Genomic DNA, 22,034 nt, shown 5'->3' on the forward strand with positions numbered 1-22,034 from the left:
CGCCGGCCAACCCGGCGGCGCGCGCATTTCTGCCCGATTTTCCGACAAGACAAGGAGAGCCTCAATGGCCCGCATCCGCATCGCCGCCGGCGGCTATCAGTTCGTCGCCGAGACCAACCCCGACGCCCCGCTGACCGTGGCGGCCTTCACCAAGCTGCTGCCCTACCGGCAAAAACTGATCCATGTGCGCTGGAGCGGCGAAGGCTGCTGGATCCCGCTGGGCGAGTTCAGGCTCGGCGTGGACTTCGAGAACCACACCAGCCACCCGTCGGTGGGCGACATCCTGTTCTACCCGGGTGGCTACAGCGAGACCGAGATCATCCTGGCCTACGGCAGCTGCTGCTTCGCCAGCAAGATGGGCCAGCTTGCCGGCAACCACTTCCTGACCATCGTGGAAGGCAAGGAAAACCTGCGGGCGCTCGGCACCAAGGTGCTGTGGGAAGGCGCGCAGGACGTGGTGTTCGAAGCGATGTGAGTCGCGGGGCGCGCCGGCAGCGCCCCGCATCCGGCGCTCAGCGCGCCACCAGGGCGGATCCTGCCTCCGGCGCCCTGACCCGGAACCAGGCCGCATAGAGCGCCGGCAGGAACAGCAGCGTCAGCGCCGTGGCCACGATCAGCCCGCCCATGATGGCCACGGCCATCGGCCCCCAGAACACCGAGCGCGACAGCGGGATCATGGCCAGCACGGCCGCCGCCGCGGTCAGGATGATGGGGCGGCAGCGGCGCACCGCCGATTCCACGATCGCATCCCATACCGCCGCGCCGCCGCGCACGTCCTGCTCGATCTGGTCGACCAGGATGACCGAGTTGCGGATGATCATGCCGAGCAGCGCGGTGATGCCGAGCTGGGCCACGAAGCCCATCGGCGCGCTCAGCAGCAGCAGCGTGGCGGCCGCGCCGATCAGCCCCAGCGGGCCGGTCAGGAACACCATCAGCGCGCGCGAGAAGCTGTGCAGCTGCAGCATCAGCAGCGTGAAGATAAGGAAGATGCACAGCGGCAACTGCGCGGCGATGGAAGCGCCGGCCTTGCCGCTTTCTTCCTCGGCGCCGGCGATGGTGATGCGGTAGCCGGCCGGCAGCTGCGCCCGCAGCGGATCGAGCTTGGGATTGATCTGCGCGGTCACGGTGGGTCCCTGGATGCCCTCCACCACGTCGGACTGCACGGTCACGCCGAAGTCGCGGTTCTCGCGCCAGATCACGCCGGGCTCGGAGCGGAAGGCAATGCGCGCCACCTGCGTCAGCGGCACCACGCGGCCATTGGCCGTGGGCACCTGCACGTTCTGCAGGTCCGACATGGCATCGCGCTCGTTGCGCGGGGCGCGCATCAGGATATCGATCAGCTTGTCGCCGTCGCGATACTGGCCGACCGCCACGCCGGTGAGCACGGTCTGGGTCACGCGGGCGATGGCGGTGCTGCTGACGCCGAGCGCGCGCGCCTTGTCCTGGTCGATATCCAGGCGCAGCACCTTGACGCTCTCGTTCCAGTTATCGTTGACGCCCTGCGTGTTGGGGTTGGCGCTCATCACGGCCTTGACCTGGTCGGCCAGCTTGCGCACGCCGGCGGCGTCCGGGCCGATCACGCGGAACTGCACCGGGTAAGGCACGGGCGGGCCGTTCGGCAGCAGCTTGACACGTCCGCGCAGCTGCGGGAAATCGGTCGCCAGCAGGCTGGTGACGCGCTGGCGCACGCGGTCGCGCAACGCCACGTCGGCGGGCAGCACGATCACCTGGGCCACGTTGCTCTGCGGGAAGATCTGGTCCAGCGGCAGGTAGAAGCGCGGCGCGCCGCTGCCGACGAAGCTGGTCAGGCTGGCGATCTCGCGGTCCGCGCGCAGCGCGCGCTCGAAGCGCTTGGTCTCGGCCTCGGTCTGGGCGAAGCTGCTGCCTTCGGGCAGCCACAGCTCCACCATCAGCTCGGGGCGGCTGGAATCCGGGAAGAACTGCTTCTCGACGAACTTGAAGGCGTACAAGCCGAGCCCGAAGGCCACCAGGGTGACGGCGATCACGGTCTTGCGCCAGGTGACGCACCAGTTCACCAGCTGGCGGAAGCGATTGTAGAACGGCGTGTCGAAGACTTCGTGATGGGCGCCCTCGCCGGCCGGCCTGGCCTTGAGCAGCAGGTAGCCCAGGTAGGGCGTGAAGTAGACCGCGGCCAGCCACGACAGCACCAGCGCCAGCGCCGTCACGGCGAAGATGGCGAAGGTGTACTCGCCCACGGTGGAGCGTGCCAGCCCCACCGGCAGGAAGCCGGCGGCGGTGATCAGCGTGCCGGTCAGCATCGGCATCGCGGTGGAGGTGTAGGCGAAGGTGGCCGCCTCCATCTTGGAGAAGCCCTCTTCAAGCTTGCGCACCATCATCTCCACCGCGATGATGGCGTCGTCCACCAGCAGGCCGAGCGCCACGATCAGCGCGCCGAGCGAGATCTTGTGCAGGCCGATGCCGAACATGTTCATGAACAGGAAGGTGACGGCCAGCACCAGCGGGATGGTCAATGCGACCACCAGCCCCGGGCGCACGTCCAGCCGCAACGGCCTGGTGTGCAGGCCGAGCGAAACGAAGCTGACACCCAGCACGATCACCACCGCCTCGATCAGCACGTGCACGAACTCGCCCACCGAGCGCTCCACCGCCTCGGGCTGGTTCTGCACCTGGTCCAGCTCGATGCCGACCGGCAGCTGCCCGCGCATGCCGTCCATGGCGGCGCGCAGGTTCTTGCCCAGCGCGATGATGTCGCCGCCCTTCTCCATCGAGATGCCGAGGCCGATCACTTCCTTGCCCTGGAAGCGCATCTTGCTCTGCGGCGGGTCTACATAGCCGCGGTAGACGTGGGCGATGTCACCCAGGCGGATATTGGCCGCGCCGCTGGGCCCGCGCAGTACCAGGTTCTCCAGGTCGGCCACCTTGGCGAACTGGCCCGACAGGCGCACCTGCAGGTTGTCGCCCGGCGTCACCAGCACGCCGCTGGCGTTCATGCTGTTCTGCTGCGAGATCTGGTCGGCGATGGCGTTGATATCGAGGCCGAGCTGGGCGAAGCGGGCCTGGTTGAACTCGATGAAGATCTTCTCGTCCTGCAGCCCGATCAGCGCCACCTTGGCCACCGAGGGCACGCGCAGCAGCTGCTGGCGCACCAGGTCGGCGTACTCGCGCAGCTCCTTGTAGTTGAAACCGTCGGCGGAGAGCGCGTAGATCGAGCCGTACACGTCACCGAACTCGTCGTTGAAGTATGGCCCGCGCACGCCCGCCGGCAGCGTCTGCGCGATGTCGCCGACCTTCTTCCGCACCGTGTACCAGATCTGCGCGGTGTCCCTGGCCGGCGAGGTGTCCTTGAGCTGGAAGATCACCGTGGTCTCGCCGGGCTTGGAGAAGCTGCGGATCTTGTCGGCGTACGGCACTTCCTGCAACTGGCGCTCGATCTTGTCGGTCACCTGCACCGCGATCTGCTCGGCGGTGGCGCCGGGCCAGAAGGCTTGCACCACCATCACGCGGAAGGTGAAGGGCGGATCCTCGTCCTGCCCGAGCTGGAAGAACGCGAAGAGCCCGCCCAGCAGCAGCACCACCAGCAGGTAGCGGGTCAGCGGCTGGTGCTCGAGCGCCCAGCGCGAAAGATTGAAGCGGGAATGTTCCATGCAGCGCGCCTCAGTTGCGCGCGGTGGCTGGCGCCACGGATTGCAGCGGCTTGACCTTCTGGCCCGGCTTGAGCAGGTGCACGCCGGCCGTGACGATGGTCTGCCCCGGCACCAGCCCCTTGGTGACCTGCACTTCGTTGCCCTGCAGCTCGCCCAGCGTCACGCTGACCGGGCTTACCGTGCCGGCAGCGCTTTCGTATACCCAGACCTGGTTGCTGCCGTCCTGCTGCAGCAAGGCGGACAGCGGCACGCGCAGCGCCGTGCTGTCGCCGGTACGGGTGAAGGTCACCACCGCGGTCATGCCGAACTTGAAGTCGGCCGGCGGGTTGGGCACGCTGATGCGCGCGGCGTAGGTCCGCGTGACCGGGTCCGCCATCGGCGCGATCTCGCGAACATGGCCGGGCAGCGCACGAGCCGGCCCGGCCCAGGTCCGCACCGTCACGTCGGAAATGCCGCGCAGGCGTTCCACCTGATCCTCGGGCAGGCCCACCGCCACTTCTTTCTCGGCGGTCTGCGCCACCCGCACCACCGATTGCCCGGCCGTGACTACCTGGCCGACTTCGGCATCGATCGCAGTGACCACGCCGTCGGCATCGGCGGGCAGCACCGCATAGGCGGTCTGGTTGGACTGGTTGCGCAGCCCCGCCTCGGCCTGGCGCAGGCGCGACGCGGCAGCGTCCAGCGTGGCCTGGCGGCGCTGCTGCTCCGCGGCGCTGATAAAGCCCTTGGCGAACAGGTCGTTGTAACGCTTGAGGTCTGCCGCGGCGAGATCGCGGTCGGTCCTGGCCGCATCGAACTGCGCGCGCGAACTGGCTTCGGCCAGACCCAGGTCGGTCGGATCGAGACGCGCCAGCGGCTGCCCCTTGCGCACCGTGGCGCCCACGTCCACCAGCCGGGCGGCAATCTTGCCCCCGACGCGGAATCCCAGCCGCGACTCGATGCGGGGCCGGACATCGCCGGAGAACTCCAGATCGGTCTTGCCCGCGCCCGCCTGCAGGTGCATCAGGCGCACCGGGCGGATCTCCGGCGCACGCGCGGCCTTGGGGCCGCAGCCGGCCAGCAGGCAAAGCAGGCAGGCCAGCGCCAGCGTGGTGACCCGTCCGGGCATGCGCAGCCCGCCAGTCCCGGAAGCGGGCCTGGCAACATCAGGAAGCGATGGGAAAAGCACATCGACGGCCGCAACATCCGGCCTGGGACAAGGCACTGGCATGAGTTAAGCGTGAGATCGGTGGGACTGCGCGGTGGGACTGCGGGCTATGCACGGGACGATGGCGAATTTAATAACTCGTCGGTCAGTAATATAGCGGGGCTGACCCGGATGCGTCAAATTGCCATCCGCGACGGACACAGCCAAAAGCGCCCGCGGACCGGCCGGCCGGGCGCAGAAAGCACAGGCGCCAGGCCGCAGCCTGGCTCCAGTGGCGAAATGCCGCAGCCGTGTCCGGGCGAGACCTTGCGCGCGTTCCGGCCCCTCGCTGCATCCGCTGCACCCGCGGCGGCGGCGGCGCGGGCCGCGCGAGCGCAGTGCTACAATCCGCCGCTTCGCCCGCGCGGACCCCGCCGCGCACCGCGGAATGCCCCACTTCACCGACCCGAGAACGGCGTGACGCCCGATCAGTATTGCCAAGAAAAAGCCGCCGCGAGCGGCTCCAGCCTGTACTACAGCCTCCTGTTCCTGCCCCCCGCGCGGCGGCAGGCGATGACCGCGCTCTTTGCCTGGTGCAAGGAACTCAGCCTGGTCGTCGATGACACCCACGATGAAAGCGTGGCGCACCAGCAGCTTGCCTGGTGGCGCAACGAACTCGGCCAGATGTTCAGGGGCGCCCCCACCCACCCGGTGACCAAGGCGCTGCAGCCGCACCTGCAGGCCAGCGGCCTGACGCAGGCCATGTTCGGCGAGGTGCTCGAAGGCATGGAGATGGACCTGACCCAGTCCCGCTACCTCGACGACATCGCGCTGGCGCGCTATTGCCATTGCGTGGCCGGCGTGGTCGGGACCATGAGCGCGCGCATGCTCGGCTACCAGGATCCGCGCACGCTCGAATTCGCCGAAAAGCTCGGCTTGTCGCTGCAGATGGTCGATATCCTGCGCGACGTGGGCGAGGACGCGCGCCGCGGCCGCATCTACCTGCCGGTAAACACGCTGCAGCGCTTCCAGGTGCCTGCCTCGGAGATCACCCAGGGCACGCATTCGGACCGCTTCGTGGCGTTGATGCGCGAACGGGCCGGCCAGGCGCGCACGCTGTACCGCGAGGCGCTGGCCCTGCTGCCGCGCACCGACCGCCGTGCCCAGCGCGCCGGCCTGGTGATGGGCGCGCTCTGCCAGACGCTGCTCGACGAACTCGAGGCCAGCGACTTCCAGGTGCTCGGCCAGCGCATCTCGCTCACCCCCATGCGCAAGCTGTGGATTGCATGGAAGACGTGGATGCTCAACCGCTAGGCACCGCCCCCGGCGCGCCGGCGCTATCATCCTGAATCTGATTGTCCTGATCCGCGCTGCCCGCCCAAGGGCGTGCGGCCATTTGCGCTTCCCCCTGCCCTGCCTGCCATGACCCCATCGGCCCAACCCAGCCAATCCGCCCAATCCGCCCAATCCCCGCAAGCCAGCCTGTCGCTCGGCCAGGCCATCCTCGACCAGGCCGCCGCGCTGGCGCGCTTCTCGGACATGGAAGGCGGCCTGACCTGCGCCTACCTGACCACGGCCCACCGCGCCGCGCAAGCCCAGCTGGCTGACTGGATGCGCGAAGCCGGCATGGCGGTGCGCATCGACGCCATTGGCAACGTGATCGGCCGCTACGCCGCCGATCCCGCCGCGGGCGAAGCGGCCCGCGTGCTGATGACGGGTTCGCACTTCGACACGGTGCGCAACGGCGGCCGCTACGACGGCCGGCTCGGCATCCTGCTGCCGGTCGCCGTGGCGGGTGCGCTCAACGCGGCCGGCATCCGCCTGCCCTACCACTTCGACGTGGTGGCCTTTGCCGAGGAGGAAGGGCTGCGCTTCAAGACCAGCTTCCTGGCCAGCAGCGTGCTGGCCGGCCGCTTCGACCCGGCCCTGCCGGAGCGCAGCGATACCGATGGGGTAACGATGCGCGAAGCGCTGGCCACCTCCGGCCTGCCGGGCGCGGGCGACCCCGATGCCTTGCGGGCTGCTGCGGTCGACCCTGCCACCCTGCACGGCTTCGTCGAAGTCCATATCGAACAGGGGCCGGTCCTGCTCCACCACGAACTGCCGCTCGGCGTGGTGACGCAGATCGCCGGCAGCAGCCGTTTCCAGGTGCGCGTGCAGGGCCTCGCCAGCCACGCCGGCACCACGCCCATGACCATGCGCAAGGATGCCGCCGCCGCCGCCGCCGAGATGGTGCTGCTGGTGGAGCGGCGCTGCGGCGAGGCGCCGACGCTGGTGGGTACCGTCGGCCAGTTGCAGGTGCCGAACGGGTCCAGCAACGTCATTCCCGCCGAATGCGTGTTCTCGATGGACATCCGTGCCGGCGAGGACGCCATCCGCGAAGCCGCCATCGCCGACATCCTGGCCGGCATCCAGGCCATCGCGGCGCGCCGCGGCCTGGCCGCCGAGGTCGAACGGGTGACGCCGGTCAACAATGCGCCCTGCGCGCGCTGGCTGATGGACCAGTTCGGCGCCGTGCTCAGGAAGCGCGGGCTGGACGCGTTCGAGCTGCCCTCGGGCGCCGGCCACGACGCCATGATGATGCAGCGCATCACCGATGTGGCCATGCTGTTCGTGCGCTGCGGCAACGGTGGCATCAGCCACAATCCGCTGGAGACCATCACCGCCGAAGACGCCCAGCTCGCGGCCGAGGTGTTCGTCGATTTCCTGCGGCATTTCCAGCCGCGCGCCTGATCCCGCTTTGCTGTCCGGGCGCGGTGCGCTTGCGGTCTCCCCGTAAATCGTATTGGATGAAAGGCACACCAATCACAAGATCGAAAGATCACAAAGGAGACGCGCATGGCGCAACGCAGACTGTCGGTGCTGACGGAGGGCCACACCTTCCTGGAAGGCCCACGCTGGCATGAGGACCGGCTCTGGCTCTCGGACTTCTATAGCCAGCGGGTGATCGCGGTGAGCCTGGACGGCAGCGTGGAGCAGATCGCCGAGGTGCCGCAGCAGCCGTCCGGCCTTGGCTGGCTGCCGGACGGGCGCCTGCTGATCGTCTCCATGCGCGACCGCAAGCTGCTGCGGCGCGAGCCCGATGGCAGCCTGGCGGTGCACGCCGACCTCTCGGCCGTCGCCACCGGGCACGTCAACGACATGGTGGTCGACCGGCACGGCCGCGCTTACGTCGGCAATTTCGGCTTCGACCTGATGGCCGGCGCGCCGATGCGCACCGCCAGCCTGGCGCGCGTCGACCCGGACGGCACGGTGTCGGTGGTGGCGGATGGCCTGTTCTTCCCCAATGGCTCGGTGATCACGCCGGACGGCAAGACGCTGGTGGTGGGCGAGACCCTGGGCAACCGCATATCGGCCTTCGACCTGCACGACGATGGCTCGCTGGGCCCGCGGCGCGACTGGGCGCTGTTCGGCAGCCAGCCTGCCGGGACCGAACTGGCGCAGGTCCTGGGCGGCGCCAGGGTCGCACCGGACGGCTGCGCGCAGGATGCCGAAGGCGCGCTGTGGGTGGCGGATGCGATCGGCAACCGCGTGCTGCGGGTCATGCCGGGCGGCCATATCGCCGAGGAAATCGCCTGCGGCACGGGCGTCTTTGCCGCCGCGCTGGGTGGCCCGCACGGCAGGACCCTGTTCCTCGCCGCGGCGCCGAACTTCGACGAGGCGCAGCGGCGTGCCTCCCACCTTGGCCATGTCCTGATGACCGAGGTGGAAGTGCCGCACGCCGGCCTGCCCTGAGCGCGTTGCGCCGCCGGGGCCGGCAGCCACGTGCAAGCCCGGACCCGGCCAAGTAGGACGGACGCCGATATCCCCGCTGCCACGAATGGTGGCAAGCTCATGCCAGAGTGGCGTCAGCCGCCCTGGTACATCTCCCTGCCGAGGTCGTAGAGGCTCTGGCGCAGCTTGCGTCGCTCGTCGGGCGACAGCTTGTCGTTGGGCAAGGTGCGCGGAAGGCGGTCATTGAGGCTGCGCTCGGCGCGGGCCTTGCCGGCGTGCGCGCGCGCCTCGTCCTGGTTCAGGCGCTCGCGGTCGTTGCGGGGAAACCCGTCGCGGGCGCCGAGGCCATTGGGAGTGCCCGCGGGCATGGGAGCGACGGGGGAAGCCGCCCGGCCCGGTGCCGGCAGCAGATGTGCGATGCCGGGCGACTGGGGGAGCGCTGCGCCGGCGGCAAGCAGCAGTACTGCCGTCGCGCCGGCATGATAAAGGAGTTGCCCGGCGCGCTTGCGGGTGACTTTCATTGATAATAGCGGTTTTAGCTTCTGAAACAGCGGCCGTCTGGCCGCCGGAAGCCGGAAATCCCGTTATCCAGCCGCACGCCGTCGGGGCTTGCCTGCCAGCCTGGCAGGCAACCGCGAAATGCGCTGACAAAGCACGCGAACAGAGCAGAAAAAGCGCGCGCGGAGGCAGCTGCGGAAACGGTATGCGGCAGTGTACAAGCAGGGTGGATGCGCACCGCCATACCACGCGGTAAAGTATGTAACCTTTTGTTAAGCCATTTTGACCGAAAGCGATTGTCGCTAAGATACCGCCATGGAAAATACCAGTCACAAGATTCTCGTCGTAGACGACGACCCCCGTCTGCGCGACCTGCTGCGCCGTTACCTTGGCGAACAGGGCTTCACGGTACTGGTAGCGGAAAACGCCACCGCGATGAACAAGCTGTGGTTGCGCGAGCGCTTCGACCTGCTGGTCCTCGACCTGATGATGCCCGGCGAGGACGGCCTGTCGATCTGCCGCCGCCTGCGCGGCGCCAATGACCAGACGCCCATCATCATGCTCACCGCCAAGGGCGAGGACGTCGACCGCATCGTCGGGCTCGAAATGGGCGCCGACGACTACCTCCCCAAGCCGTTCAACCCGCGCGAGCTGATCGCACGCATCCATGCGGTGCTGCGCCGCAAGGGCCCGGCCGAAGTGCCCGGCGCACCGTCGGAGACGCCGGAAACGTTCGCCTTCGGCGACTTCGTGCTCAACCTCGCCACGCGCACGCTGACCAAGAACGACGAAGAAATCACCCTGACCACCGGCGAATTCTCGGTGCTCAAGGTATTTGCCCGCCATCCGCGCCAGCCGCTGTCGCGCGAAAAGCTCATGGAAATGGCGCGCGGCCGCGAGTATGAAGTCTTCGACCGCAGCCTCGACGTGCAGATCTCCCGCCTGCGCAAGCTCATCGAGCCCGACCCGGGCAACCCGCGCTTCATCCAGACGGTCTGGGGCCTCGGCTACGTATTCATCCCCGATGGCGTGAAGTAAGGCGCCGGGGATCGTGGCGACTGTTTTCAGCCGCACGGCTACGCGCCTGTTCGGTTCGCTATTCTGGCGAACCTTCATGCTGATCGCCCTCCTGCTGGCCCTCTCGCTGGGTATCTGGTTCCAGAGCTACCGGCTCTTCGAACGCGCGCCGCGCGCCCAGCAGATTGCCATGCAGGTGGTCAGCGTGGTCAAGCTCACGCGCGCTGCCCTGCTCTATTCCGACCCCGCGCGGCGGCGCTTCCTGCTGCTCGACCTGGTGCAGAACGAAGGCATCAAGGTCTACCCGCGCGAGAAAGACGACGACTTCTCGGTACCGACCACGAACCCCTTCCTGACCCAGCTGGTGCAGCAGGAGATCCGCGGCCGGCTCGGCGAGGACACCGTCCTCGCCACCACCGTCAACGATATTCCCGGCGTGTGGGTCAGCTTCGAGATCGAGGGCGATGACTACTGGGTAGCGATCAGCCCCGAGCGCTTCGAACGCGTGCCAGGCATCCAGTGGCTATGGTGGAGTATCGCCGCGCTGCTGCTGTCGATCATCGGCGCCGCCTTCATCACCTCGCTGGTCAACCACCCGCTCAAGCGGCTGGCCAACGCGGCGCGCGCCATCGGCGGCGGCGGCGACCCGCCCACGTTGCCCGAGCACGGCGCCAGCGAAGTGGCGCTGGCCAATCACAGCTTCAACCAGATGGTGCACGACCTGCGCCAGCTCGACGACGATCGCGTGGTCATGCTGGCCGGCATCTCGCACGATCTGCGCACCCCGCTCACGCGGCTGCGGCTGGAGACCGAGATGTCGCCCGTGGACGACTCCACGCGCGAGGCCATGATCGCGGACATCGAGCAGATGGACGCCATCATCGGCCAGTTCCTCAACTATGCGCGGCCGGCGCTGGAAACCGTGGAGCCGGTGGACCTGTCGGCGCTGGTGCAGGACGCGGTGGGCGTCTACGGCGCGCACGACGACGTGCGCGTGCATGTGCGCGCCGGCGAGCCGGTCATGGCCGTCGCCAACCGCATGGAAGTGCAGCGCATCCTGGACAACCTGGTGGAAAACGCCCGGCGCTATGCCAAGGACGAGGATAACGGCGTGGCCGTGGTCGAGATCAGCACGCGCATCGAGGACAAGGAAGCGGTGCTGACCGTGGCCGACAATGGCAGCGGCGTGCCGGAGGCGCAACTGCCGCTGCTGACCCGGCCGTTCTACCGGCTCGACGGCGCGCGCAGCGAAGCCAAGGGCGCAGGCCTGGGGATGTCGATCGTCAACCGGATACTGCAACGCAACGGCGGCAGGCTGATGCTGGCCAACCGCCCGCCCCCGCGCACCGGGCTGGTGGTCAGCGCCTTCTTCAAGCGGGCCTAGGCGCTCGTTCCCGCCACTTCGCGCCAACGTTCCGGCGCGCATATCGAAGGCCATCGCGCGGCGCCCGCCTGGGCACCGCGCGATGGCCTTTCGCTTTTGCGGGCGCGCACGGGCTTGCGAAGCCGACTCCTGTGGCACCCGACAAGTGGCGCTCCCCACACCCCGCTCTCGCATTGACAGGTTTTCGACAGCCATTGATATCTGTTTGAAAGCCCTTTGACAGCGGAATGACAGCGCCCCGGCGCACACTCCCGCCATCAGCCGGAGGCCGCCCCAGGACAAGGCAAAAGCCCGGGAACGGTGCCTCCGCCACGCTGACCGTCATCACCACAATCAAGCCACCGGGACCAACCGGCGGCGTCTGCGAGAGACAGCCACATGTCAAGCTCCCCATCCCAGCAGCACGGGTTCCGTACCGTGTTCCGTGTCGTCAGCGGCAACTTCCTGGAAATGTACGACTTCATGGTGTACGGCTTCTACGCCGCCGCCATCGCCAAGACGTTCTTCCCCAGCGGCAATGAGTTCGCTTCGCTCATGCTTTCGCTCGCGACCTTCGGCGCGGGCTTCCTGATGCGCCCGCTCGGCGCCATCGTGCTGGGCGCCTATATCGATCATCACGGCCGCCGCAAAGGCCTGATCCTGACGCTGGTGCTGATGGCGCTGGGTACCTTGCTGATCGCCTGCGTGCCGGGCTATGCCTCGATCGGCGTGGCCGCGCCGCTGCTGGTGCTGGCGGGCCGCCTGCTGCAGGGCTTTTCGGCCGGCGTGGAACTGGGCGGCGTCTCGGTCTACCTGGCCGAAATCGCCAAGCCCGGCAAGAAGGGCTTCTACGTGGCCTGGCAATCGGCCAGCCAGCAGGTGGCGGTGATCTTCGCCGGCCTGCTCGGCGTGATACTGCACTCGCTGCTGTCGCCCGAGCAGATGGGCGAATGGGGCTGGCGCGTGCCGTTCCTGATCGGCTGCCTGATCGTGCCTTTCCTGTTCCTGATCCGCCGTTCGCTGGAGGAAACCGAGGAGTTCAAGACGCGCAAGCATCGCCCCAGCATCAGCGAGATCTACCGCTCGATGGCCGAGAACTGGCGCATCATCGTTGCCGGCTGCTTGCTGGTGGTGATGACCACCGTGTCGTTCTACATGATCACGGCCTATACGCCGACCTTCGGCAAGACCGTGCTCAAGCTCGACGATGTCGACAACCTGGTCGTGACCATCTGCATCGGCCTGTCCAACTTCATCTGGCTGCCGCTGATGGGTGCCGTGTCGGACCGCGTGGGCCGCAAGCCCCTGCTGATCATCTTCACCATCGCCACGCTGGTCACGGCCTACCCGGCGGTGTCGTGGCTGGTGGCAGAACCGTCGTTCAGCCGCCTGCTGATGGTGGAGCTGTGGCTGTCCTTCCTCTACGGCAGCTATAACGGCGCCATGGTGGTGACGCTGACCGAAGTGATGCCGCCCGCGGTGCGCACGGCAGGCTTTTCGCTCGCGTACAGCCTGGCCACGGCCCTGTTCGGCGGCTTCACGCCGGCGATCTCCACCTACCTGATCCACAGCACCGGCAACAAGGCCGCGCCCGGCTTGTGGCTGATGTTCGCCGCGGCGTGCGGGCTGGTCGCCACGCTGGTGATCTTCCGCGCCGGCCGGCAGCACGTCTATGCGGCGCCGGCGGGCAAGACCGCCTGAACCGCCGCGCGCGCCGGTGGAGTAGACTTCCGGTTCCGGCACGCCGCCCCTGGCGGGCGGGTCGATGCGACGCGTGCGGCGCGCCCCCGCCCTGGCTGACACGGGGCCGCAATATCAGGCGGCCACTATCGTCTGCCGGCATTCGTGGCATTCGTCGTCAGCCGGCACTCGCCTGGCACGCACTGCCGGTCGCGCGGACTTCCCGCGCTGGCTATCGGGCTCTTTGAGAATATCAATTAGCCCAGCCTGCGGGGATGACGCATAATCCATGTTCGTTGCGCTGCGGCCCGCCCCCCCGGCTGGCCGGCAGCGCGAGCGTCTCTCTTCAACCGTATCCAGGAGCAGTCTATGAAGACCGTTGGTGACAAGATCGAAGCCTTCCACGTCGTCGGTGTCAAGCCGGGTTTCAACAACCATGAAGAGAATGGCCAGTCGGCCTTTGAAGACATCACCGAGAAGTCGTTCGAAGGCAAGTGGAAGATCATTTACTTCTACCCGAAGGATTTCACCTTCGTGTGCCCGACCGAAATCGTTGCCTTCGCCAAGCTCAACGGCGACTTCGCCGACCGCGACGCGATCGTGCTGGGCGGCTCGACCGACAACGAATTCGTGAAGCTGGCATGGCGCCGCGAACACAAGGACCTGAGCAAGCTGGACCAGTGGCAATTCGCCGACGTGACCGGCTCGCTGATCGACCAGCTGGGCGTGCGTGACCACGCTGCCGGCGTCGCCCTGCGCGCTACCTTCATCGTCGACCCCGACAATGTCATCCAGCACGTCTCGGTGAACAACCTGAACGTCGGCCGCAACCCGGACGAAGTCCTGCGTATCCTGGACGGCCTGCAAACGGACGAACTGTGCCCGTGCAACCGCGCCGTTGGTGGCGCCACGCTGTAAGCAGCCGCACCGCTTGCATGCTGCGCAGGCTGCCGGTGATGCATTGCCGGCGGCCTGCGGCGATCTGCGCGCGGGCTTCGGCCCGCGCCTCGAAACCCGCCATGGCGGGTTTTTTGAGCCCGTACCGATAGGAGATTTGTATGGAATTCATCAGCACGATTAAGGGCCTGATTCCTGACTACGCCAAGGATATCCGCCTGAACCTCGACGGCACCATCGTGCGCTCCTCGCTCGAGGGCAATGATGCCGTGGCCGTGGCCCTGGCCGCCGCCTTCGCCGCCAAGAGCCGCGTGCTCGTCGATGCGATCCGCAACGCCGGCGTGCTCTCGCCCGAGGAAACCAACGCGGTGCTGACCGCCGCCGCGCTGATGGGCATGAACAATGTCTGGTATCCGTACATCGAGATGGCCGACGATCCCGACCTGGCCAGCCAGCCCGCGGGCCTGCGCATGAACGCGTACGCCACGCACGGCGGCGTGGACAAGCGCCGCTTCGAAATGTACGCGCTGGCGGCGTCCATCGTCGGCAAGTGCCAGTTCTGCGTGAAGTCGCACTACCATCTGCTCAAGAACGAGCAAGGCATGACGGCGCAGCAACTGCGTGACGTGGGCCGCATCGCCGCCGTGATCGTGGCAGCCGCCAATGTGATCGCTGCAGAGTAAGCATCCACGGGCGGGACGGCGCTAGCCGTCCCGCCGCGCCGGCTTTTGTTGCCGACGCGCCAAGTCGGTAATTCACTGACTGCATTTGTGCTCCGAAGGGCCTACAATCCAGCAAGGTCACAGCCTTCGCCCCCCTTCGCCATGAGCACCCTCCCCTCGCATACCTCCCCGCGCTTTCGCTACCGGCTTGCCGCCGTGCATGACTGGGGCGACATCGCCGCCGTGACCCAGCAGGCTTACGGGCAGTACGAGCTGGATATCATGGAGGATTGCCGTGCATCGTTCCAGCAGGGCATGAAATCCGTACTGGCGGCAAACACATCGGAAATGGAATGGTGGGTGGCCGAGACCGATCACGGCGTCAGCGGCGCGGTGCTGTTCTGCCACCCGGGCGCCACCCTGCAGGCGCTGGACGGCAGCACCATCACGCTGGCCCTGCCCGAGGCACGCCTGCTGGCGGTCAGCCCGCAGGCCCGCGGACTCGGCCTGGGCCGCACGCTGATGCAGGTATGCATCCAGCGCGCGCGCGACATCGGCGCCGGTGCGCTGCTGGTGCGTACCATGCCGGAGATGAAATCGGCCAACCAGCTGTGCCAGCAGATGGGCTTCGTCAAGCGCACCGAGGCCGGTGCGCGCTCGGGGCCGATGGCCGGGCTGATCGACTACATCTACGCCGTGCCGCCCGAAGGCGCCGCCGCGCCCGCGGGCTGAACGCCGCCACTACCCGCGCGCCCCTGGAGGCGACCTCCCCCGAGCCGCGTCTTCAGTCCTGCGAAGGCGTGATCGCGCCGCGCCAGATCAGCACCACGGCCTGCGCCACGATCCCTTCCTGACGGCCTTCGAAACCGAGCTTCTCGTTGGTCTTGGCCTTGACGTTGCAACTCGACGCGGGCAGTTCGAGATCCTCGGCCAGGTTAGCTACCATGCCGCCGATATGCGGCGCCAGCTTGGGCGCCTGCGCAATCACCGTCGCATCCACGTTACCGATCTCGTAGCCGGCCTCGCGCACGCGCCTGGCCGCCTCGCGCAGCAGCGCGCGGCTGTCCGCGCCGGCAAAGCGCGCATCGGTATCGGGGAAATGACGGCCGATATCGCCCAGGCCGGCCGCGCCGAACAGCGCATCGGTGATGGCATGGAGCAGCGCGTCCGCGTCGGAATGCCCCAGCAGGCCGCGGTCGTGGGGAATGTCCACGCCACCCAGGATGAGCTTGCGGCCGGGCACCAGTGCGTGCACGTCGTAGCCTTGGCCGACGCGGATATCGAATGGGGTCATGGAAGCGTCACTCCTTGAGGAAAAAGACGAGTTCGGGATTCGGGATCAGGCAATGCAGTTCAGGACTTGACCGCGGCGGCATCGCCCAGCAGCAGTTCGGCCAGCGCGAAATCTTCCGGATAGGTCACCTTGAAGTTGCGCAGCGAACCGTTCACCAGGCGCGGATGCAGGCCCAGCCGCTCGATGGCGCTGGCCTCGTCGGTCACCACCGCGCCGGCCGCCAGCGCCTCCTGCAGGGCCTGGCGCAGCACGCCGATGCGGAACATCTGCGGAGTCTGCGCCTGCCAGAGGCCTTCGCGCGAGACTGTGGCGCCGATGCGCACCACCGCACTCTGGCCGGGCGCCGGGTTGGCGCGCTTGAGCGTGTCGGGCACCGGCACGGCCAGGATGCCGCCGATGGCGGCGTCGGGGCCGTCTTCCTCGCCGCCCTCGCCCTCCACCGCGCGCACCAGCGCGTGAATCATGGCGGGCGTGAGTCCGGGACGCGCGGCATCGTGCACCAGCACCCAGTCGCGATCGGTCGCGCCAAGCTGCGCCAGGTGATGCAGGCCAGCCAGCACCGACGCGTGGCGCGTATCGCCACCCACGAAGGCGGTATCGAAGCGCAGGCCGGCAAAGGCATCGGCGCCGAAGCGCGACTCCAGCGGCATGTCGTCGGGCGCCAGCACCAGCGCGGTGGCGCTGATGGCGTCACAGGCAGCAAAGGCGGCGAGTGCGTACCAGATCATCGGCCTGCCGGCCACGGTCTGGTATTGCTTGGGCAGGCTTCCGCCGGCGCGGCTGCCGGTACCGGCACAGGGAATCAGGGCAAAACGGCGGGCAGACACGGATAGCGCAAGGAGCAAGGTGGGTGCGGGGCACAGGACGCGCTGCAAGGCCGGCGGATTCCGCCCCCTCGGGGGGCAGGCAGGCGCGGCCGTGGAAACGCGGCGATGGAAACGTGCTTCTTGAAACGTGGATTCGGTGCGCATTCTATAATACGGCCTTCGCCCGCGGACAAGCGGGCGATAAAAGCCGATGAAAGCGTGCGGCCCGTTTGTCTTTTGCGGGCGGCGCATGCACCGCCCACCCCCCGCCCGCGACGCCGGCGGGGCGTTGCCGTTGCGTGGCCGCGCATTCATGCCTGGTCTCTTTCGTGCGCGCCTTTTTCGCATGATTGCGTGCGGTTTTCCGTCCAGGCCCAAACACCTACAGCGCGCGCAGCACGCCAACCGCCAGTCCGTACCCGATGCCCGAAGCCATTCGCCCCGCCCCCTTCGCCAACCTGCCCCTGGTCAAGGCAGGCCAGCGCAATACCGTCGCCGGCCTGCCTGGCTCCGCCGATGCGCTGGCGCTGGCCGCCTACGCCCGCCAGCACCGCGAGCGCGTGCCCATGCTGGCCGTGGTGTGCGCCAACGCGACCGATGCCCAGCGCCTGGCCGAAGAAATCCCCTGGTTCGCGCCGGAACTGCGCGTGCGGCTGCTGCCGGACTGGGAAACCTTGCCGTACGACAGCTTTTCGCCGCACCAGGACCTGGTCTCCGAGCGCCTGGCGACCTTGCACGATATCCAGGGCGGCCAGTGCGACATCATGCTGGTGCCGGCGCAGACCGTGCTCTACCGGCTGGCGCCACCTGCCTTCCTGGCGGCCTATACCTTCTTCTTCAAGCAGGGCGAGCGGCTTGACGAAAACGCGCTCAAGGCCCAGTTCACGCTGGCCGGCTACGAGCACGTGAGCGCGGTGATGCGGCCCGGCGAATACAGCGTGCGCGGCGGGCTGATCGACCTCTACCCGATGGGCTCGGCGCTGCCTTACCGCATCGACCTGTTCGGCGACGAGATCGAGACCATCCGCGCGTTCGACCCGGACACGCAGCGCAGCCTGTATCCGGTCAAGGAAGTGCGCCTGCTGCCGGGCCGGGAATTCCCGCTCGACGAGGCCGCGCGCACCGCGTTCCGCGGCCGCTGGCGCGAGATATTCGAGGGCGACCCGACCAAGTCGCCGATCTACAAGGACATCGGCAACGGCGTACCGTCGGCCGGCATCGAGTACTACCTGCCGCTGTTCTTCGAGCAAACCGCGACCGCGTTCGACTACCTGCCCGAGGGCAGCCAGCTCGCCTTCGTAGGCGACGTGCCCGACGCCATCCGCCGCTTCTGGGCCGACACCACGCAGCGCTACAACTTCATGCGGCATGACCGCGAGCGCCCGCTGCTCGCACCCGCGGCCCTGTTCCTCTCCGACGAGCAGTTCTTCGCCGCCGCCAAGCCGCTGGCGCGCCTGGTGCTGCAGGCCGGCGCCACCGACGCCGCGCCGCTGGCCGAGGCATTGCCCGATGTGTCGGTCAACCGGCGCGCGGAAGATCCGCTGGTCAACCTCGAAGCGCTGCTGCTGAAGAAAGACCGGCGCGTGCTGATGTGCGCCGATTCCGCCGGCCGCCGCGAGACCTTGCTGCAACTGTTCGGCGAAAGCGGCCTGCGCCCGCTGCCGGTGGATGACTTCGCCGCCTTCCTGGCCGGCGATTCTCCCTTCTCCATCGCGGTGGCGCCGCTGCAGAGCGGCTTCGCCCTGCCCGCGGCCGATGGCGGCATGCCGCTGGTCTTCGTCACCGAAGCCGAGCTCTACGCGGGCGTGGCGCGCCGCACCGGGCGGCGCAAGCAGGAACAGGCCAGCGCGGTCGACTCGATGGTGCGCGACCTCGCCGAGCTCAAGATCGGCGACCCGGTGGTGCACAGCGAGCACGGCATCGGCCGCTACCAGGGCCTGGTGACGCTCGACCTGGGCCAGGGCAACGAAGAGTTCCTGCACCTGGACTATGAGAAGGGCAGCAAGCTCTATGTGCCGGTGCACCAGCTGCACGTGATCTCGCGCTATTCCGGCGCCGATCCCGACACCGCGCCGCTGCACTCGCTCGGCTCCGGCCAGTGGGACCGCGCCAAGCGCCGCGCCGCGCAGCAGATCCGCGATACGGCGGCCGAGCTGCTCAACCTGTACGCGCGCCGCGCCTTGCGCGAAGGCCACGCCTTCCCGCTCTCGCCCAGGGACTACGAGAAGTTCGCCGAGAGCTTCGGCTTCGAGGAAACGCCCGACCAGGCCGCGGCCATTTCCGCGGTGATCGCCGACATGACCTCGGGCAAGCCGATGGACCGCCTGGTGTGCGGCGACGTGGGCTTCGGCAAGACCGAGGTGGCGCTGCGCGCGGCCTTCGTCGCGGTGATGGGCGGCAAGCAGGTGGCCATGCTGGCGCCCACCACGCTGCTGGCCGAGCAGCACTTCCAGAACCTCTCCGACCGCTTCGCCGAATGGCCGGTGCGCATCGTGGAGCTGTCGCGCTTCAAGACCAAGAAGGAGATCGACGGCGCCATCAAGATGATCAACGACGGCACCGCCGACATCGTGATCGGCACCCACAAGATGCTGTCCGACGACGTGCGCTTCCAGCGCCTGGGCCTGGTCATCATCGACGAGGAACACCGCTTCGGCGTGCGCCAGAAGGAAGCGCTCAAGACCCTGCGCGCCGAGGTGGACGTGCTGACGCTCACCGCCACGCCGATCCCGCGCACGCTGGGCATGGCGCTCGAGGGCCTGCGCGACTTCTCCGTGATCGCCACCGCGCCGCAGAAGCGCCTGGCCATCAAGACCTTCGTGCGGCGCGAGGAAGACGGCGTGCTGCGCGAGGCCATCCTGCGCGAGCTCAAGCGCGGCGGCCAGGTCTACTTCCTGCACAACGAGGTCGAGACCATCGAGAACAAGCGCGCCAAGCTGGCCGAGCTGGTGCCGGAGGCACGTATCGCCGTGGCGCACGGGCAGATGCACGAGCGCGAGCTGGAGCGCGTGATGCGCGATTTCGTCGCGCGGCGCGACAACATCCTGCTGTGCACCACCATCATCGAGACCGGCATCGACGTGCCGACCGCCAATACCATCCTGATCCATCGCTCGGACAAGTTCGGCCTGGCGCAGCTGCACCAGCTGCGCGGGCGCGTCGGCCGCTCGCACCACCAGGCCTACGCCTATATGCTGGTGCACGACGTGGACGGCCTGAGCAAGCTGGCGCAGCGCCGGCTCGAAGCCATCCAGCAGATGGAAGAACTGGGCTCGGGCTTCTACCTGGCCATGCACGACCTGGAGATCCGCGGCGCGGGCGAAGTGCTGGGCGACAAGCAGTCGGGCGAGATCCACGAGATCGGCTTCCAGCTCTATACCGACATGCTCAACGCGGCCGTGAAAGCGCTCAAGGCGGGCAAGGAGCCTGACCTGATGGCGCCGCTGGCGGCCACCACCGAGATCAACCTCGGCACGCCGGCGCTGCTGCCCAACGACTACTGCACCGACGTGCACGAACGCCTGTCGCTGTACAAGCGCCTGGCCAACTGCGAGACGGCCGAGCGCGTGGACGATATCCAGGAAGAGCTGATCGACCGCTTCGGCCGCCTGCCGGCGCAGGCGCAGGCGCTGATCGAGACCCACCGGCTGCGCATTGCCGCGGTGCCGCTGGGCGTGCGCAAGATCGACGCCAGCGAGACAGCCATCAGCATGCAGTTCCTGCCGAATCCGCCGATCGACGCCATGAAGATCATCGACCTGGTGCAGAAGAACCGCCATATCAAGCTGGCCGGGCAGGACAAGCTACGCATCGAAGCCAAGATGGCCGACGTGGCGGTGCGCGCGCAGACCATCAAGCATACGTTGCGCCAGCTGGCCTGATCATTGCTCGCCGCATGGCTTCCCGCCCGCGCAACGCGGGCGGCGGCGCCACGATGGTGCAACGCGCATGGACCCGCGGGCCGGCACGGTGTAGCATCGTTTGCTTAACACGTTACCCATAGCCTCACCTAAGGCCACAAGCCATGCAAGCCGACACTCTCAGCAAGCCTGCGGAAGCCGCCACCCGCGGCAGCGCCCTCGACTGGACCCAGCGCCTGGTCAGCTACGACACCACCAGCCGCCACTCCAACCTCGGCCTGATCGAGGCCGTGCGCGACCACTTCCTGGCCAAGGGCCTGCGCCCCCACCTGAGCTACAACCCGCAGAACGACAAGGCCAACCTGTTCGTCACCGTGCCCGCCGCCGACGGCAGCACCGATGGCGGCATCGTGTTGTCCGGCCACACCGACGTGGTGCCGGTGGACGGCCAGAACTGGACCACCGACCCGTTCAAGGCGGTCGTGCGCGACGGCCGCCTGTACGGCCGCGGCACCTGCGACATGAAAGGCTTCATCGGTACCAGCCTGGCGCTGCTGCCCACCATCCTGCAGGCCAGGCTGCGCGAGCCGGTGCATTACGCGCTCTCGTTCGACGAGGAAATCGGCTGCATGGGCGCGCCCTACCTGCTGGCCGAGCTGCGCGAGCGCGGCGTGCGCCCGGCCGGCTGCATCGTGGGCGAGCCCACCAGCATGCGCGTGATCGTGGCGCACAAGGGCATCAATGCATATCGCTGCTGCGTCAAGGGACAGGCCGCGCATTCCTCGCTCACGCCCAAGGGCGTCAACGCCATCGAATACGCCGCGCGCCTGATCTGCTTCATCCGCGACATCGCCGACGAGTTCAAGGCCAAGGGGCCCTACGACCAGGCCTTCGACGTGCCGTTCACCACCGCCTCCACCGGCACCATCCAGGGTGGCATCGCGCTCAACACCATCCCGGCACTGTGCGAGTTCGTGTTCGAGTTCCGCAACCTGCCGGGGGTCGATCCCGAAGCCATCTTCGCCCGCGTCCAGGCCTATGCCAACGACGTGCTGCTGCCGAAGATGCGCGCCGAACATGCCGACGCCGGCCTCGCCATCAGCAAGATCGCCGCGGCGCCCTCGCTCGACGCCGCCGAGCAGGATGCCATCACGCAGCTGGTGCGCGCGCTGACCGCCGACCGCGATGTCAACAAGGTGGCCTACGGCACCGAGGCCGGCCTGTTCCAGCGCGCCGGCATCCCGGCCGTGGTGTGCGGCCCCGGCGATATCCAGCAGGCGCACAAGCCCGACGAATACGTCGAAATCGAACAGCTCGCGGCCTGCGAGTCGTTCCTGCACAAGGTGGTCGACAGCCTGCGCGTGAACTGAGCCGCGCCCTGGCCATTTTCCGGCCATTTTCCGGCCATTTGCGGCCATTTGCGGCCATTTGCGGCTGCTCCCTGCCATTCCCGGCCTGCCCCCCCGCGGGCAGGCCGCCGCGCCATGCCTT

At 68.0% G+C, this 22,034-nt stretch carries 17 protein-coding genes; 12 read left to right on the plus strand and 5 right to left on the minus strand.

Features of this window, described 5'->3' with window-relative positions; genetic code table 11:
• The first annotated feature begins 64 nt into the window (after positions 1 to 64).
• On the plus strand, positions 65 to 475 hold the full coding sequence (locus tag AC1DKV_RS18675) for a DUF3830 family protein (RefSeq protein WP_441615979.1): 411 nt from the start codon (positions 65 to 67) through the stop codon (positions 473 to 475).
• Between the two features lie 37 nt (positions 476 to 512).
• Here the strand turns inward: AC1DKV_RS18675 and AC1DKV_RS18680 are convergent, their stop codons facing one another.
• Positions 513 to 3,626, minus strand: coding sequence for an efflux RND transporter permease subunit (locus AC1DKV_RS18680; RefSeq protein WP_441615981.1), 3,114 nt, complete (start codon positions 3,624 to 3,626; stop codon positions 513 to 515).
• 10 nt (positions 3,627 to 3,636) lie between these two features.
• Positions 3,637 to 4,734: an efflux RND transporter periplasmic adaptor subunit gene (locus tag AC1DKV_RS18685; RefSeq protein WP_441615983.1), complete on the minus strand. Its 1,098-nt coding sequence runs from the start codon at positions 4,732 to 4,734 to the stop codon at positions 3,637 to 3,639.
• A gap of 495 nt (positions 4,735 to 5,229) precedes the next feature.
• On the opposite strand from AC1DKV_RS18685, the gene hpnD reads away from it, so the two are divergent.
• From hpnD to AC1DKV_RS18700, 3 genes are all read left to right on the plus strand, one after another.
• The gene (gene hpnD / locus AC1DKV_RS18690; protein ID WP_441615985.1) at positions 5,230 to 6,066 is read left to right on the plus strand and encodes a presqualene diphosphate synthase HpnD; all 837 of its coding nucleotides are present in this window, start codon (positions 5,230 to 5,232) and stop codon (positions 6,064 to 6,066) included.
• A 108-nt stretch (positions 6,067 to 6,174) separates the two neighbouring features.
• Complete coding sequence (locus AC1DKV_RS18695) at positions 6,175 to 7,485, plus strand: Zn-dependent hydrolase (protein ID WP_441615987.1); 1,311 nt, start codon at positions 6,175 to 6,177, stop codon at positions 7,483 to 7,485.
• Between the two features lie 105 nt (positions 7,486 to 7,590).
• Positions 7,591 to 8,487 (plus strand): SMP-30/gluconolactonase/LRE family protein, encoded by an 897-nt coding sequence (locus AC1DKV_RS18700; protein ID WP_441615989.1) that lies wholly within the window; start codon positions 7,591 to 7,593, stop codon positions 8,485 to 8,487.
• A 113-nt stretch (positions 8,488 to 8,600) separates the two neighbouring features.
• Here the strand turns inward: AC1DKV_RS18700 and AC1DKV_RS18705 are convergent, their stop codons facing one another.
• A complete protein-coding gene (locus AC1DKV_RS18705; protein WP_441615991.1) occupies positions 8,601 to 8,987 on the minus strand; it encodes a hypothetical protein in 387 nt (128 codons plus the stop codon).
• Positions 8,988 to 9,279: 292 nt separating this feature from the next.
• On the opposite strand from AC1DKV_RS18705, the gene ompR reads away from it, so the two are divergent.
• The 6 genes from ompR to AC1DKV_RS18735 all read left to right on the plus strand — a co-directional run bounded on the left by ompR (position 9,280) and on the right by AC1DKV_RS18735 (position 15,315).
• Positions 9,280 to 10,002, plus strand: a complete 723-nt coding sequence (ompR, locus tag AC1DKV_RS18710) for an osmolarity response regulator transcription factor OmpR (protein WP_006576352.1) — start codon at positions 9,280 to 9,282, stop codon at positions 10,000 to 10,002.
• Positions 10,003 to 10,015: 13 nt separating this feature from the next.
• Entirely contained in the window at positions 10,016 to 11,365 is a 1,350-nt protein-coding gene (locus tag AC1DKV_RS18715) for an ATP-binding protein (protein WP_441615993.1), read from the plus strand.
• Positions 11,366 to 11,743: 378 nt separating this feature from the next.
• Positions 11,744 to 13,045, plus strand: coding sequence for an MFS transporter (gene tcuC / locus AC1DKV_RS18720; RefSeq protein WP_441615995.1), 1,302 nt, complete (start codon positions 11,744 to 11,746; stop codon positions 13,043 to 13,045).
• A 348-nt stretch (positions 13,046 to 13,393) separates the two neighbouring features.
• Positions 13,394 to 13,942: a peroxiredoxin gene (locus AC1DKV_RS18725; RefSeq protein WP_441615997.1), complete on the plus strand. Its 549-nt coding sequence runs from the start codon at positions 13,394 to 13,396 to the stop codon at positions 13,940 to 13,942.
• Between the two features lie 140 nt (positions 13,943 to 14,082).
• Entirely contained in the window at positions 14,083 to 14,604 is a 522-nt protein-coding gene (locus AC1DKV_RS18730) for a carboxymuconolactone decarboxylase family protein (RefSeq protein ID WP_441615999.1), read from the plus strand.
• A gap of 141 nt (positions 14,605 to 14,745) precedes the next feature.
• Positions 14,746 to 15,315, plus strand: coding sequence for a GNAT family N-acetyltransferase (locus AC1DKV_RS18735; RefSeq protein WP_441616000.1), 570 nt, complete (start codon positions 14,746 to 14,748; stop codon positions 15,313 to 15,315).
• A gap of 52 nt (positions 15,316 to 15,367) precedes the next feature.
• On the opposite strand, the gene ispF is transcribed toward AC1DKV_RS18735, so the two are convergent.
• Complete coding sequence (gene ispF / locus AC1DKV_RS18740; RefSeq protein ID WP_441616002.1) at positions 15,368 to 15,877, minus strand: 2-C-methyl-D-erythritol 2,4-cyclodiphosphate synthase; 510 nt, start codon at positions 15,875 to 15,877, stop codon at positions 15,368 to 15,370.
• Positions 15,878 to 15,936: 59 nt separating this feature from the next.
• Positions 15,937 to 16,704 (minus strand): 2-C-methyl-D-erythritol 4-phosphate cytidylyltransferase, encoded by a 768-nt coding sequence (gene ispD / locus AC1DKV_RS18745; RefSeq protein WP_441616004.1) that lies wholly within the window; start codon positions 16,702 to 16,704, stop codon positions 15,937 to 15,939.
• Positions 16,705 to 17,105: 401 nt separating this feature from the next.
• Between ispD and mfd the strand changes: the two genes are divergently transcribed.
• Together mfd and argE are read left to right on the plus strand one after the other, a co-directional pair.
• Complete coding sequence (gene mfd / locus AC1DKV_RS18750) at positions 17,106 to 20,564, plus strand: transcription-repair coupling factor (protein ID WP_441616006.1); 3,459 nt, start codon at positions 17,106 to 17,108, stop codon at positions 20,562 to 20,564.
• Between the two features lie 143 nt (positions 20,565 to 20,707).
• Positions 20,708 to 21,913 (plus strand): acetylornithine deacetylase, encoded by a 1,206-nt coding sequence (argE, locus tag AC1DKV_RS18755; protein ID WP_441616008.1) that lies wholly within the window; start codon positions 20,708 to 20,710, stop codon positions 21,911 to 21,913.
• Positions 21,914 to 22,034: the final 121 nt, after the last annotated feature.

It is taken from the genome of Cupriavidus sp. 05T41, from assembly GCF_056396525.1.